General features: G+C 59.3%; 14 protein-coding genes and 3 pseudogenes. 8 read left to right on the forward strand and 9 right to left on the reverse strand.

All coding sequences use genetic code 11. From position 1 onward, the window contains the following. Window positions 1–3: 3 nt before the first annotated feature. A protein-coding gene (locus AABF56_RS34705; protein WP_272792134.1) for an IS630 family transposase occupies window positions 4–1,070 on the reverse strand; the annotation gives its coding sequence in 2 pieces (ribosomal slippage) (window positions 4–584 and window positions 584–1,070; 1,068 coding nt in all). Between the two features lie 27 nt (window positions 1,071–1,097). After that, the gene (locus AABF56_RS34710) at window positions 1,098–1,598 is read right to left on the reverse strand and encodes a LacI family DNA-binding transcriptional regulator (RefSeq protein WP_272792135.1); all 501 of its coding nucleotides are present in this window, start codon (window positions 1,596–1,598) and stop codon (window positions 1,098–1,100) included. Between the two features lie 207 nt (window positions 1,599–1,805). Between AABF56_RS34710 and AABF56_RS34715 the strand changes: the two genes are divergently transcribed. Further along, window positions 1,806–3,257 carry a sulfatase family protein gene (locus tag AABF56_RS34715; protein ID WP_338341955.1) on the forward strand — a complete coding sequence of 484 codons (1,452 nt, stop codon included), beginning with the start codon at window positions 1,806–1,808 and terminating at the stop codon, window positions 3,255–3,257. Window positions 3,258–3,691: 434 nt separating this feature from the next. Here the strand turns inward: AABF56_RS34715 and AABF56_RS34720 are convergent, their stop codons facing one another. The 3 genes and pseudogenes from AABF56_RS34720 to AABF56_RS34730 form a co-directional block, all read right to left on the reverse strand. Further along, the gene (locus AABF56_RS34720; protein WP_272791945.1) at window positions 3,692–4,624 is read right to left on the reverse strand and encodes a 3-keto-5-aminohexanoate cleavage protein; all 933 of its coding nucleotides are present in this window, start codon (window positions 4,622–4,624) and stop codon (window positions 3,692–3,694) included. A gap of 24 nt (window positions 4,625–4,648) precedes the next feature. Beyond that, window positions 4,649–5,418 (reverse strand): annotated as a pseudogene (locus AABF56_RS34725) (cyclase family protein). 118 nt (window positions 5,419–5,536) lie between these two features. Then, window positions 5,537–7,288 (reverse strand): CocE/NonD family hydrolase, encoded by a 1,752-nt coding sequence (locus AABF56_RS34730; protein ID WP_272809218.1) that lies wholly within the window; start codon window positions 7,286–7,288, stop codon window positions 5,537–5,539. 184 nt (window positions 7,289–7,472) lie between these two features. On the opposite strand from AABF56_RS34730, the gene tnpA (AABF56_RS34735) reads away from it, so the two are divergent. The 5 genes from tnpA (AABF56_RS34735) to AABF56_RS34755 all read left to right on the forward strand — a co-directional run bounded on the left by tnpA (AABF56_RS34735) (window position 7,473) and on the right by AABF56_RS34755 (window position 11,213). Next, window positions 7,473–7,943, forward strand: coding sequence for an IS66-like element accessory protein TnpA (gene tnpA, locus AABF56_RS34735; protein WP_272809219.1), 471 nt, complete (start codon window positions 7,473–7,475; stop codon window positions 7,941–7,943). Further along, the gene (tnpB, locus tag AABF56_RS34740; protein WP_272809220.1) at window positions 7,940–8,293 is read left to right on the forward strand and encodes an IS66 family insertion sequence element accessory protein TnpB; all 354 of its coding nucleotides are present in this window, start codon (window positions 7,940–7,942) and stop codon (window positions 8,291–8,293) included. Before tnpA (AABF56_RS34735) ends, tnpB (AABF56_RS34740) begins: the two co-directional genes overlap by 4 nt. Before the next feature lie 50 nt (window positions 8,294–8,343). Then, window positions 8,344–9,915, forward strand: a complete 1,572-nt coding sequence (gene tnpC, locus AABF56_RS34745) for an IS66 family transposase (protein WP_272809239.1) — start codon at window positions 8,344–8,346, stop codon at window positions 9,913–9,915. Continuing rightward, entirely contained in the window at window positions 9,912–10,514 is a 603-nt protein-coding gene (locus AABF56_RS34750; RefSeq protein ID WP_272809221.1) for a YecA/YgfB family protein, read from the forward strand. Before tnpC ends, AABF56_RS34750 begins: the two co-directional genes overlap by 4 nt. Before the next feature lie 153 nt (window positions 10,515–10,667). After that, window positions 10,668–11,213, forward strand: a complete 546-nt coding sequence (locus AABF56_RS34755) for a TetR family transcriptional regulator (RefSeq protein WP_338341956.1) — start codon at window positions 10,668–10,670, stop codon at window positions 11,211–11,213. 177 nt (window positions 11,214–11,390) lie between these two features. Here AABF56_RS34755 and AABF56_RS34760 read toward each other — a convergent pair whose 3' ends face one another. The 4 genes and pseudogenes from AABF56_RS34760 to AABF56_RS34780 all read right to left on the reverse strand — a co-directional run. Continuing rightward, entirely contained in the window at window positions 11,391–11,756 is a 366-nt protein-coding gene (locus AABF56_RS34760; protein ID WP_272791942.1) for an SPW repeat protein, read from the reverse strand. Between the two features lie 32 nt (window positions 11,757–11,788). Then, the gene (rpoZ, locus tag AABF56_RS34765) at window positions 11,789–12,112 is read right to left on the reverse strand and encodes a DNA-directed RNA polymerase subunit omega (RefSeq protein WP_272791941.1); all 324 of its coding nucleotides are present in this window, start codon (window positions 12,110–12,112) and stop codon (window positions 11,789–11,791) included. A gap of 8 nt (window positions 12,113–12,120) precedes the next feature. After that, window positions 12,121–12,873 (reverse strand): annotated as a pseudogene (locus AABF56_RS37865) (NADH dehydrogenase ubiquinone Fe-S protein 4). 73 nt (window positions 12,874–12,946) lie between these two features. Further along, a pseudogene (locus tag AABF56_RS34780) lies at window positions 12,947–13,351 on the reverse strand (Hsp20/alpha crystallin family protein); the annotation flags it as partial. Between the two features lie 59 nt (window positions 13,352–13,410). On the opposite strand from AABF56_RS34780, the gene tnpA (AABF56_RS34785) reads away from it, so the two are divergent. Beyond that, on the forward strand, window positions 13,411–13,827 hold the full coding sequence (gene tnpA, locus AABF56_RS34785) for an IS66-like element accessory protein TnpA (RefSeq protein WP_272791938.1): 417 nt from the start codon (window positions 13,411–13,413) through the stop codon (window positions 13,825–13,827). Continuing rightward, window positions 13,824–14,168: an IS66 family insertion sequence element accessory protein TnpB gene (tnpB, locus tag AABF56_RS34790; protein WP_050747117.1), complete on the forward strand. Its 345-nt coding sequence runs from the start codon at window positions 13,824–13,826 to the stop codon at window positions 14,166–14,168. The genes tnpA (AABF56_RS34785) and tnpB (AABF56_RS34790) overlap by 4 nt, the downstream gene beginning before the upstream one ends. Window positions 14,169–14,175 lie beyond the last annotated feature (7 nt).

Below are 14,175 nucleotides of genomic sequence, written 5' to 3' on the forward strand. Positions count from 1 at the left end.
CTGTCATGATTGACCGATGTGGGCCCAGTCGCGCATTCCGATGGACATGATTGTTTCGGGCTGATCGATGAGGTTGTTCCAGGCTTGGCATGACGCGTCGATGATGGCGTCGTAGGTATCGAAGACGCGGTTGGAGAGCCAGTTCTGCCTGAGGTATTGCCAGATGTTCTCGACCGGGTTCAGTTCGGGAGAGCGCGAGGGCAGGAAGATCAGCGTCATGTTCTTCGGGACGACGAGTTTGCCCGTGGTGTGCCAGCCGGCGCGGTCGAGCAGCAGAACGGCATGAGCGCCGCGCTGAACATGCCGGCTGATCTCGTCGATGTGGAGTTGCATGGCGAAGGTGTCGGCAAAGGGCAGCGCCAGCCCGGCGCCCTTTCCCTTTGCCGGGCAGATAGCGCCGAACAGATAGGCGTTCTGGTAGCGCTGATCTGCCGGTTGCCGTGGGCGGGTTCCACGCCTTGCCCAAAGCCGGGCGATCCCATTTTTCTGCCCGATCCGGGCCTCGTCCTGGAACCAGATTTCGATCGGCTTGCCCTTGGGGAGATGGCAGATATGGGCGGTCAGCGCCCGCGGCCAGTTTTTTTAAACGCCGCCACCGTCGCGGCGTCCTGACCAGGATGCAGCGGGCGTGCGCTCATGTGGGAGAAGCCGAGTTTCTTGAGAAGCGTGCCGACATGGCGCTCGTGATACTCGATACCGAACCGCTCCCTAATGACGCGCTGAAGATCTACTCGGCGCCAGCGAACAACGCCGTCTACATCCGGGTCGGGACCGGTCTCGACGATCTCGGCGAGTTCGACCTTCTGCTCTTCCGACAGCCGCGATGACGGACCGGGTGACCAGTGGTCGAAAAGGCCATCGGGGCCGGCTTCGTTGAACCGATGAACCCAGTCCCGAAGCGTCTGGCGGTCCATGCCGCCGATCCGGGCGGCGTCGGCGCGGCTCATGCCGTCAAGCACGGCTGCTAGTGACAGAAGTCGTCGGCTCTGGTTGGCGTCCTTGCTCCGTGACGCCAGCCGCCGGAGTTGAGAAGGGGTATAGTCCTGTCGCAGTCGAACCGATCCGGGCATGGGCGAATTTCCTTCGCCGACATCGAATCAGCAACTCAACAGTTTGGGAATCCCCCGCGAGTCAGACGTCAGAGCCGTTGGTATCAGTTTCTGCGGCAGGGTATACTGGCGCGTGAAGAAGGCCGCGAACACCACGCCCACCACCCGATGTGCGAACAGCAGTTCGAGCGCCGCGGCGCGCAGGCGCTCGTCGTTCTGGGTCGGCAGGACGACAAGCACGGCGCCATTTTCCCAAGCCAGCTGCCGTGCCGATTCGATCGCCTTGTTGGTGATGGGGTTGGACGTGCTGTCGTCGATGATAAAGCCGATGGCCTGGATGCCGCCCTGACCGACCGGCGCGCGCATCCAGACGCGATAACCCAGCGTTTCGGCCGCCTCGCGGACGAGACCGCGCGTCTTTTCGGTGACCCGCGTGCCGCCGGTTTCGTTGAGCACCATCGAGACGGTGGCCTGGCTGACTCCGGCAAGCTTGGCCACGTCGACCATGGTTGGTCTCGTGCTGGCTTTTTCCGTCTTGCGTCTGTTCATCACCCTCTCCGCCAGAAGGACATATCGCAGGATTTTGTGGAAGGAAACTGCCCCGAAGCGCCGGTTATAGAAAACTGACCTGTGCTTGACAGTGGTTATAAATAACTAATAGCATTACCACGTGCTGGAGGAGCGCAGGGACGATCCTGGCGACGGGATATGTCCGATGTCGGTGCCATTCGAGGAATGGCGTGGGAGGAGAACAAGATGACGATTTCGAGAAATTGCGCGACTGGGGTTATCATGACCAAACCCAACATCTTGTGGATATGCACTGACCAGCAGCGCTGGGACACGCTTGGCATTACCGGCAATCGCCATGTGCGAACTCCGGTGCTCGACAAGCTCTTCGGCGAGGCAGCCTGGTTCTCCGGGGCCTATTGCCAGTCGCCGGTCTGCACGCCCAGTCGCGCGAGCTTTCTCACCGGCCGCTATCCGCGTACGACCCGGACGCGCCAGAACGGGCAGGACATGCCGGCCGACGAAATGCTGGTGACGCGGCTGCTCGCCGAGAATGGCTATACCTGCGGTCTATCGGGCAAGCTCCATATCTCGGCGGCCAATCCGAGCGTGGCGCCGGTCATCGAACCGCGCATCAATGATGGCTATGCCGCCTTTCACTGGTCGCATCATCCGGGTTGTCGGATGGTACTTAATGACTACGGCAGCGCGCAGAACTGGCCACTCAACGAATACAATCTATGGCTGCTCGAGCGCGGCGCCGAATACCGGGCTGACCCCTATCGGGGCTCCAGATATGTGAAGGCGGGGCCCGAGACAAAGAACCACCAGACCACCTGGTGCGCCGACAAGGCCATCAATTTCGTCAAGGCGCATGAGGCGAACGACCGGCCCTGGCTGTTCTCGGTCAACTTCTTCGACCCTCATCACCCCTTCGATCCGCCCGCCGAGTATCTCGATCGCTACCTCGACCGGCTCGACGAGATCGAGTTGCCGAACTACCGGCCGGGAGAGCTGGAAGAAAAACCTGCCTTCCAGAAGATCGACCACCAGGGAGCCTATGGCGGCAATGCCGGCATGCCCTACGACGAGATGACCGATCATGACCACAGGCTGGTGCGCGCGGCTTATTTCGCCATGTGCGACTTGATCGATGACCAGGTCGGCCGCATGCTCGACGCCCTGCGCGATACCGGTCAGCTCGACAATACCATCGTCATCTTCATGTCCGACCACGGCGAGCTGCTGGGCGATCATGGCGTCTATCTCAAGGGGCCGTTCTTCTACGAGCCCAGCGTCCATGTTCCCCTGGCGATCTCGTGGCCGGGCCATATTCCGGCCCGCCGAATCGACGGGCTGGTCGAACTGACCGATATCGCGCCGACCCTGCTCGAGGCGGCGGGGCTCGATATCTGGCCGGGCATGCAGGGCCGCTCGCTCTGGCCGCTGCTGTCGGGCACCGAGACGCAAACCGGCGTCGCGGATGTCTACTGCGAATATTACAACGCCATGCCCTGGCATAAGGCCGCTTGGTGGCGGGGGGGTGGTGGGCCACGGCGCGGGGGGGGGTTGGGGGGGGGGGGGGGGGGGGGGGGGGGGGGGGGGGCCAGCGCGTCCTTCAAAACGCTTTCGTCGCCAGGAATGGCGGCGAGGTCGGTCAGCTTGTCCAGCCAGTGTCGCATTCGAAATTCCTTGTAGATCGTCAGGTGGAACAGATCATACGATCCCATTACGAGTAGATGAATCTAAACGGCAATCTAAAGTTGCATAATCTATCTTATGGAACTCGCTGGATATGGGATTGCTTGATTCATTGTGACCCGCGCGCCGCCACTGACATCTTTAGCCGTCCCAGCTACTAGTCGCTCACGGTTAAGCGTTCTCTGTCTCTGAGGGCGTCGCCACCCTAGTTACCGGTCAGTTGACGCGAAGAATATGCAGTATGCCATTCCAATACCGCCGATTGTCGGGCGGAGGCCGCGGCTCCCTTCCACGCTCGGTGGACAAAGCCCTCAACAATCCGCGATTCCATAAACGATGCGCTTTTGCCTCCTCCGCTCCAGACGACTTGAACTGCATTGCCAATGGACTTTTTTTGGGATCATCTACCTTTGATGCCCAGGTAATTGGCATCATGCTAATCTGGTATGTTCTGCGCCTTTCAGTCCTAGGATTTCGCGCGCTTCCTGAGGCGTTGCGATTTCATAATCCAGATCTTCAAGACATTGACGCACCTTGCGCACCTGCTGCGCATTACTTTCGGCGAGTTTACCTCGACTGATGAAGAGGGAGTCCTCAAGGCCCACACGAACATGGCCTCCCAATTGCGCCGCCGCTGTGGCAAGAGGTATCTGTGCCGCGCCGGCGGCGAGCACCGACCACCGATAGCTATCGCCGAAAAGCTTGTCCGCTGTCTTCTTCATGAAGAGCAGATTCTCGAGATCGGCACCGATCCCGCCGAGGATTCCAAGAACGAACTGGATGAAGACCGGCGCCTTGAACAGGCCCTGCTCTATGCAGAACTTCAGATTGTAGAGATGGCCGACATCGTAGCACTCGTGTTCGAAACGAACATCATGCGGTGCCAGCGGGCGCGCGGCACTGCCGATATCCGCGAAGGTATTGCGAAAGATGAAACCGTCGGAGCCGGTAACATAGTCCTTCTCCCATCCGAATTTCCAACTCTGGTACCGTTTCGCCAGCGGATGGAAGGAGAAATTCATAGAACCCATGTTCATCGAACACATCTCGGGTGAGAAGGTCAGCGCGGGTAGAATCCGTTCCTCAATCGTATGCTGAAGGCTGCCACCGGTGGAAATGTTGACGACCGCTTGGGTCGACTGCCGGATCTGTGGCAGAAAGGCGCGGAACCGTGCGGGGTCGATGGTCACACCGCCATCCTCGCGCCTACGCGCGTGAAGATGCAGGATCGCGGCGCCGGCCTCGGCGGCTTCAATGGCCTGTGTCGCAATGTCATCAGGCGTATAGGGCAAGGCGTCCGACATGGTCGGCGTGTGAATCGCCCCTGTGATGGCGCAGGTGATGATGGTCTTGGATCGGGCCATGACGGTCTCCTGAATTTGCAAGGGTCAAGGAAGGATCGCTACCGCCCGGGTCCAGCCGGCAGAGCCGCGTGCGACCTTGACCGGAAAGCAGATGACGTCAAATCCGATGGCGGGGAGCGCATCGAGATTGGTGAGTTTTTCGAGATGGCAGTAGGCCCGTTCGCGGCCAGCCTTGTGGCCTTCCCAGATGATCGAGGCATCGCCGATATCGGCGTATCGCTTCGCCGTCGCGGAAAACGGGGCATCCCAGCTCCACCCATCGGTCCCGGTCAGGCAGACCCCCATTTTCAACAGATACAGGGTCGCATCGCGCCCGATGCCGCAGCCCCGGTCGATATAGTCTGGCCTGCCGAAGGCTGCCCCGGCGGCGGTGTTCACCAGAACGATCTGCAAGGCGCCAATGTGCAGCCGATCCGCGCTAGCTCGGTATCGATGTCCTTGGGGGTCACGATATAGCCATCCGGGAAATGCCGGAAGTCCAGTTTCACGCCCGGCTGGTAGCACCAGTCCAGCGGCACTTCATCGATGGTCCACGCCCGGTCGCCATGGTTCATCGTCGGATGGTAGTGCCAAGGTGCGTCCAGATGCGTACCGTTGTGGGTGCTGAGCGTCACAGTCTCTACAGCCCAGCCCTTTCCCTCCGGCAACTGATCCCTCGCCAGACCGGGGAACTGGGCGCATAGCATCTGGGCGCCGCGGTCATGGTCGACATAGTCGATCACCGGCACCTGAAACGGCGGATCAGCCGGCGTGGTCGCGTCGATCGGAATTGAAAGGTCGATGATACGTCGCATGGTTCCTCCCCAGATGGCTGTATGTCGGCGGCCGGACTTCGAGCCGAGAGAAGGAGTAGGCTGCGCGACCACCTTCCCGGAGGGCCCATTGGTCCTGTTGCGACATCGCCGGCTCCGGCTATTTCGCTGGAATCACCGGCAACATCACATAGGCATCCCCCGTGCGTATCGTGGTGGTTCCGTTAAAGGTCCCGTCCGGCCGGTCCCTATCGTCATCATGCAGGTAGACCGAACAGCCGCGTTGCGAGACACCGTAGATCTGGGGCATCGGTTCCGGCAGGCCGTTATCGTAGTCTCTCCCGCCGATGCTGAGCGCGATCACATAGCCCTTGGGCACCACGACGGAAGAGGGCCAGATTTCGACATCCAGGTCATAGAATTCTCCGGGCTCCAGGGGCTGGAGCTCGTCATGAGCATGTACCGGCCGGTAAGGTTCGCAGCGGTGAGGATCCAGTTTGCGATGTGACGCCCTGAGCCAGCCCAGCGAAACGGGTGCGTTCGGGTCCACGGCGCCGACGAACAGAACCTCTTTTCCCGAAGGATCGAACACCCGGAGTGTCAGGAAGAGATCGGCGTCGGTCGTGGTTGAAGCAGCCACCAAATGTGCCATCATTGGGCCGGTGATTTCGGTTTCGCGTTCCAACGGAACGCTGCGGAAGGTCAGAACCTCGTCATTCGCTCGGAACGGCACCTCCTGGGTCGCGGCCGGGGGGGTGGTCGACAGGGACATGTCGCGGGAGTTTAGATAGAACTTCGTCCATTCAGTCCTGGCCAGCGGCCATTCATGCTCCTCGCGCTCGACGAACCTATCGAGGTGGCGTACCTGAAGCAGTACCGGCGGACGGCGATCCCATCCATTGTCCGCGCCTTTCAAAAAATGATCGAAAAATTGCTTCTGCAGCCTGACACCATAGTCGGTATAGAACTCGGTCCAGTGTTCCAGCCCATGTAGTTCCAGCCATTTCCTATCGGACCCGGCGCGGACAAATCCCTCAACATTGCCGCGCAGGTGCAGACCCTGCCCTCCCCAGTTGCCGCAAGACAGCACAGGCACTTCGATCTCCTCCAGCTTGGCGATGCGATCCTGGAAGAACTGATCGGTAATCAATTGATGTGCCAGATAGTCCGCTCGGATGTCAGTGCGATTGGACGCGCGCTCGTCATCCGAAAGGTCGACATTGCCCGCGATGGAGCGCCCCGTTACCGGGTTCTTCCGGCCCCTGCTACCCAGCCCGAACTGTGCGTTGGTGACCTGCATCGGATACCAGCGGACAAAGAAGGTGGACATGATGCCACCGTGGCGCACCGCATCACGATAATAGTCGGATGCCCCCTCAAACGGGCAGATCGCAGCCAGATGCGGTGGCTTCAGGCCCGCGACCTGCCACTGGTTCATCGCGTAGTAGGAGACCCCCGCCAAGCCGATCTTGCCGGTGCTCCATGACTGTTCCGCCGCCCATTCGATGCAATCGTAATAGTCCTGCGTTTCTTGCGCTGAAAAGGGATCGACATAGCCCGGCGACATGCCCGACCCGCGGGAATCCACCCGCACGCAGACATATCCGAACGGCACCCACCTTTCCGGATCCGCCGTCTCCCAGTTCGCAAATTCGGTGGTGGTTCCGCGCGTGATTTCGGGATGATGACGGGTCAACATGGCCCATTGCGCGGGATAGCCCTCGGCAAAGGAAAGACCCTTGGCATAGGGACCATGGGACATCAAAACCGGGTAACGGCCCTCCGTTTCGGGGCGGTATACGTCGCAGTAGAGTACAGATCCATCCCGCATGGCAATTGGGACATCCCATTCGACGACCAGCCCGTTGCGACGCTCGCAGCGTGGCGCAACTGTATCAGAAATCAATTTCATTGCGATGTCCTCCCCAACAACGCTAAGACCCTAAGAGACAGAATATACTAACTGTACGTACGTCCAGTTTGTTATTAGTAAGACAGGGAGCTCGTACATGTCAACAGTAAGCATTGCGAGCGCCCCACATTTTATTGAATTTCAGTTCGCGCATAATCCCATCCTTCGAGATTGAGAGGTGGGAATGATGGATCTGGGGCCATTCGACGGCGAGGAGAAGGCTGTATCGCATAGTGCTGATGACAGTCATCAGGACTATGCGCAAGGCGCTGCGGAGCGGGCTCGATCGGGTCCGCGTCGTGTCGAGGTTATCATTGGCGGAGATCGGCGCCGTCGATGGAGCCCGGAGGACAAGGCAAGGATCACTGCGGCGAGTTTTGTGCCCGGCGCCAATATCTCTGCGGTCGCGCGTCAATACGGCGTCAGCCAAGGCCTGTTGCACTACTGGCGGCGCTGCGCCCGCGAGAGCTTATCGGATGCGGAGGAGATGCGTTTCGTACCGATCGTGAAGGTTGGCGACGAACAGCCTGAACCATCTCTCGGGAAGACGCTGACCGTTCGCGTTGAGATGAACGGTGCTTGTGTCATTATCGACGGCGGCGTTGATGAGCGTACGTTACGGACGGTGTTCAGCGCGATACGGGGTTCGGCTTGATCACGCTTCGATCGGATTTACGGATCCTGATTGCTTCCAAGCCGGTCGATTTTAGGAAAGGCATAAACGGTCTGGCGGCGCTGGTGTCGACCGCGCTTGGCGCGAACCCTTATTCGGGCGACGTGTATATCTTCCGCAGCAAGCGCAACGATCGTTTAAAGATGGTGGCTTGGGATGGCAGTGGCATGGTGTTGTTGACCAAGGTTTTGGAAGATCGTCACTTTACCTGGCCTGCCGTTCGTGATGGGGCTGTTCATCTCAGCGCAAGCGAGATGGCGCTTTTATTAGATGGTCTAGACTGGACAAAGGTCGAGCAGAAGCCCGTGAAGCGCCCTACAAAAGTAGCGTGATCTTATTGTAATCCATGGACATTTTAGCTGTTGTGCGGTAGTGCTTGGTGATGCTCAACCGTGGCCAACACTTGCCTCGGGACCCGGACATTCTGGTCTGCATGGTCCTGGAAAGAGACGCTGAAATCGAGCGTCTGAAGGGCATGTTGAAGGCGGCCAACGCGCAGCCTTTTGGGCAGAAGTCCGAAAAGTCCATTACGGTTCTTGAAGGGCAGATCCGTCTCGATCTGGGGGACGCGGAGCTTGACGTTGCGGTGGGTGCGGCCAACGATGAGCCAAAGCCGGCTCAGGCGCCGCGCCAAGCAAGCTCCAAATCTCAACCTCGCCGTAACCTCGGTGCCCTCCCTGAACATCTTGAACGCGTCGTTGAGGTGATTGAGCCATCATCCTTGGAATGTGCCTGCTGCCAGGGGCGGCTCCATCGCATTGGTGAAGAAGAAAGCGAGGCCCTCGCGTCACGGCCGGCCACGCTTTATGTTCTGCGCACCGTACGACCGAAGTATGCCTGCCGGACTTGTGAAACCGGCATTGTTCAAGCCAAAGCGAAACCGCGTTTGTTCGAGGGCGGCTTGGCGACGACGGCGATGATCAGCAATGTGGTCGTATGGCGATATGCCTGGTACCTGCCACTCAACCGCCAGGTCCAGATGCTGAAAGGACAGGGCGTCCGTTTGGACACATCGACGCTTTGCGGTTGGGTGAAACGGTCAGCCTGGTGGCTGAAAACGCTCTACGACAAGCTCTTGGCTTACATTCACAGCCATAACCGTGTGTTTGTGGACGAGACCCGCATGCCTGTCCTGAAAAAAGGCCGGAAACGAGCCAAGGTCTGTCAATTCTGGGCGCATGCGGTAGACGATCGACCATGGAACGGTCCCGCGTATCCTGCGGTTGCCTATGTCTTTGCCCAAGGTCGAGGCAAGGCGGAAATCCAGTCGCAACTGGCCAGCTACAACGGGCTCCTGCAAGTCGATGCGTATAAAGCTTATAAGAGTTTGACCCGGCCCGGTCGTAAAGCCGGAACGATTGAACTCGCCTATTGTCTGGCTCACGCGCGTCGCAAGTTTGTGGATGTCTACAAGAAGTACAAATCCGAGCTGGCCAAAACGGTGATCGAGCGCCTGGCCGAGATCTATGCGATTGAAGCCAGAATCCGCGGCACGAGCGCCGAGCATCGCCTGTCGGTCCGTCAGGCGCAAATCAAAGGCCTGATGGCTGATCTCAAAACGTTGCTGATGGATACGCTCAAGAATATATCCGCCAAAGACCCGGTCGCATCCGCCATCAAGTACACTCTGGGGCTCTGGTCTGGCCTAACCCTATTCCTGGATGACGGCAGGCTTGAGGTCGATTCCAATACCGTCGAGCGTAATATGAGAAGTATTGCGCTTGGGCGCGTCAACAGTCTGTTCGCCGGCAGTGACGGCGGCGCCGAGACGTGGGCCATTTTGGGTTCTTTGCTGACCACAGCAAAGTTGAACGGCCTCGATCCCTATACGTGGCTCAACGACGTGCTTGAACGCATCGTGTCGGGCGAGATAAAGTCGACCTCCTTGGAGCGTTGCCTGCCTTGGCATTGGAAACAAGAACATGCCGAAGTGAATATGGCGGTAGCAGCGTGAAACGACCCAGGCGTGCGAAACTTCTGACCCTCGAGCAGCTGGAAGCCTGGTTCAACAAGGCTGAGCCGGTGCCGCCTTGTGGCGGCGTCTCGATGATGAATGGCTTCCTGACCGGTTTGGCGGCTGGCCCGGTCTTCCTGCTGCCCAATGATTGGATGTTCCATGTCATCGGCGATCACGAGAAAAAAGCGCTCATCGGAAACAAGATCCAGGCGGTGATCGATACGATCGTCGATCATTACAACCTCATAGCCCACCAACTGACGGCGCCCGGCCGCTATGCGCCGATGTTAATGCGGACTGACGAGGGCGAAGTGCTTGCGGGCGACTGGGCCGACGGGTTCTTCGGCGCCATTAGCCTGAACCTAGAAGATTGGGCACCGCTGTTCGCTCAAAAGCAGACCGGCGAACCAATCATGGGCATCCTCATTCAATGCACAAAGCCCGATCTGATCGAAATAATCTCGACGGCGTTTCCCAAGCCGACTAAGGCCATCCTTAAAGACGCCTGGCGTACGCTCCCATTCGCGGTCGAGAGCATTTACGCGCACTGCAAGCCGATGCGCTTCAACCCAAGCGCTCCCGCCAACGACGCTTAGTCCAGGTTCAGGATCGGCGTCACGCCCATACCTGTGGGGCGCTCGCAACGGATACTGTCAACAGAAGTTAGACCTCAACGCGGTGCGCAGCAGAAGCGGACGGCCATTGTTGATGCGGCGGAAGCTCTATTCGCCGAAAGTGGCTTCGATGCCGTGTCGGTCCGCAACATCGCCGAGGCGGCCGCAGTCAAGCTGAGCGTGGTGACCTATCACTTTCCCAACAAGGAACATCTGTTCGAAACGGTAATATGCCGGCGGAGCCAATCCCTGTCCGAGCTGCGTCGCAAAAGGCTTGCGCACGGCCGGAATTCAGACACTTTCGACCTTGTTGCCTTGGTCGAATGCTACACATCGCCGTTGCTCGACCTGATCGCCAGCGAGGACGAAGGCTGGAGGCATTATTCGCACCTGATTGCTCAGATCTCACAATCCCGACGTTTCGCAGACCTCATCTCGCATCAATACGATGAGACCGCACACATTTTCATCGACGCGCTGCTTGACCTTTACCCAGCGGCGAATCGGGAGATGGCGATCCGGGCTTTGGTCTATCTGGTATCAGTGATGCTCGGCGTGTTCTCGTCCAGCGGACGCGTAGAGACTTTGTCAAAAGGTCAGTATAGTTCAGACCCTGCCGCAGCGTTTTTAAGCATGAAATCCTTTATCGTCGGCGGCGTAGAAAAGCTACTAGCAATGTGAATATTTTTCCCTGAACTTACTGAAATAACCGCTTAGCATCCGTGCTTAAGTGTCTTTATAACCAATACTTCAAGCGTGAAGGAATTTGTTCCTCCGTGTAGAACTCGTCCAATTCTCCACTTTAGGTTTATATGATGTTAACTGAACGGGCCCGGCGGCCGGACCCGTTCAGTTGCCTCACGCCGTCGACCACGGACGGTTGTCGCTGAACCAGATGCTGCCGGCGGCCACGATCACGACGACAATGCCGGCTATCAGATGTGCACCCCTGGCGGCAGTCACGGCTGAGAAGCCGAGTGCCCGGGGGGCAACCAGCGCCCAAATGCCAAGTACGAGGTTGAGCCATTCCTCCACCTCATGGAAAGCGTAGAGTGCAGCGGCGGCGACAAGAGCGACGGCCGCGCCGACCACCCATGCGTTCCAGGCGGCATAGGTCTCTGCGGTGAAGCCGAGCAGCCAGGGCGAGATCAGAAGGCCAAAACCGGCAACGATATTGACGATATCGAAAGCCGTCCGGTAATTCGAATTCAGGGACTTCAGCATCGTTCATTTCTCCTCATCGGTTGGTTGCATCATCAATGGACCGCCTCGGTCGGCAAGGCGGCGGATGCGGCGGCAGCCTTCGAACAGCCGTCGACGCAAAGCTCGGACGTCGTGGACGGGGCCGGCAGGAGACGCGCTTCGGCCCTTTGGGGGAGCAGGAACGGCGCCAGTTCGTTCTCCTTGAACGCTCCTTCTGCGATCTCCTGCAATGCGAGATCGCTCGCATTCCGGTGTGGCAAAGCAAGTCTCGGTTCGGCGCCACGGTTAAGCGCACGAGTTCGCGCTGCCGCAGCAAGCACCAGCACGAACCGGTTCGGAAGAGCCTTCTCACAATCAAAGATGACATACGGATCCATGGCTCACCTCATGCGGCGTGGCGATCGTTCATTGTATGAACTGGCCCGTTTTCAACGCCTCGCCCAAGCGCGAGCATCGCCTGCTCGACCTCGTAAAGGCGCGACGGCCGGTCGTTCTCCGGCATGCCTTCGTTGGTCGCCTGATCCGCCAGATATTCCGTCCAGGCCCAGTTCATCAGGATCGAACGCTTCGCGTCGAGCGATAGCGCCGGATCGCGAACGACGTCCATCGGGGCGAACCAGCTGGCCGGGCCGGACGCATCGTCGCGGTCTGCCGCGCCATCCATGGCCTGCCCGTACCTTTCCTGAAGTCGAGCAAGACCCAGCCGATCCAAGGTCGCATCAGCAAAGGCATGGGATGGGCGAGCCGATTGGCGACCATTCCTCTTCTTGGCCGAGGCAACAGCCTTGTCTGCCGGCCGTTCCACGACGTAGGTCAGCCCTTGTCGCCTGGCATAGCGGATGGCGGATTACAGTGTGGGGAATTCGAGTTCCACCTGCGCAAGTGTGTCACTGCCGCCGGTATAGCCCATCAAGGGTTCGACAAACGGCGCGGAGCGACGCTCGAAAACGAGCCGCCAGCCCTTTGTTCGCGCATTCCCTGAGGTGGTCACAGAACGCGACGGCTTGAAGATGCGCGCCACCGCGTCGTCGGGAAACGGCGAGCGTCCGAAGGAAAGGTTGCGCCGGTTGTCATTTAAGGCGCGGGCAGCGGCAGTCGAGGTTTCTATTTCTGGTTTTGTGTCTCTTGCAGTCTCCATTCTTCATCCCTCCCGGTTGGCGAAGGATACTGGCGGCCGCCAGTAGGCCGGCCCCCAGGGTTAGTTGAACCGATCAGCTCTTGATGGCGATGCGCTTGACCTGCGACTGCGCCTTCTCGGTCTTGGGCAGGATCACTGTCAGCACGCCATTCTTGAAATGCGCGTCGACCTTGTCTTCCGCGATCTCAACGCCGAGCGGGATGCGGCGCTCGAAGCGGCCATAGTATCGCTCGGAGAACTGACGATCCCTGTCCTCGTTCTCTGAGCGCTTCTCGCCCTTCAGCGTCAGCGCGCCGTCGTTGAGCAGGACTTCGATGTCCTTTTCGTCAAGGCCTGGCACTTCGGACGTCACCTTGATCTCCTTGTCGGTGTCGGAGATCTCAACGCTCGGCCAGCCGGTACCGAAGGCAGAACCGCTACCGAAGGTGGGCAGGCCCGAGCCGAAGCCGCGGAAAACATCATCGAACAGTCGGTTCACTGTAAGCATCCGAGGAGCGCCGCCTTGAGCGGTTGAGATGAATCTGTCGTTTTGTCGCTATGGACAGGCATAAGGACAGTTTTCGGACACCGGTGAGCCGGCTTGAAATCATCGACACAAGGCGTCGGCGGCGCTTTACCGCCGAGGCCAAGTTCAAAATTCTCGAGGAAGGCTTTTCTGGCGATGGTCGCCAGGTCTCCGCGACGGCAGAGAAGCACGGGGTTTCGCGCTCACAATTGTACCGTTGGCGTCAGTTGGCGCAGTCCGGCAGCCTTTGCCGCAATCGGATCGAAGGCTTCGTGCCCGCAGTGATCACACCGGACGTGCCAGCTCCCGTTTCGGCCGCATCGGCTTCGGTAGTGGGTAGCGGTCGCATGGAGGTGCTGAGCACGAACGGTCGACGTGTCATTGTCGATCGAGAGGTCGACGTCGATGCGCTGCTGCGCATCCTGCGCGCGCTGGAGACGTTGCGATGATTCCGATCCCGACAGGCGTCCGGGTTTGGCTGGCGACGGGCTATACGGATATGCGATGTGGGTTCCCGTCGCTAGCGTTACGGGTGCAGGAAGTGCTGAAGCACGACCCGCTGGGCGGTCATCTGTTCTGCTTCAGGGGTAAACGCGGTGACCTGATCAAGGTCGTTTGGCACGATGGCCAGGGGGCCTGCCTGTTCACGAAAAAATTGGAACGAGGCAAGTTCATCTGGCCTTCTGCCGACGGTGGCGCGGTGCCGATCTCGACGGCGCAGCTTTCCTATCTGCTGTCAGGAATTGACTGGCGCGCGCCGCAGGAGACCTGGCGCCCCAGCCGGGTCTGACTGCATT

This window comes from Shinella sp. WSC3-e (assembly GCF_945994535.1).
In the GTDB taxonomy this organism is placed as follows: Bacteria; Pseudomonadota; Alphaproteobacteria; order Rhizobiales; family Rhizobiaceae; genus Shinella; species Shinella yambaruensis.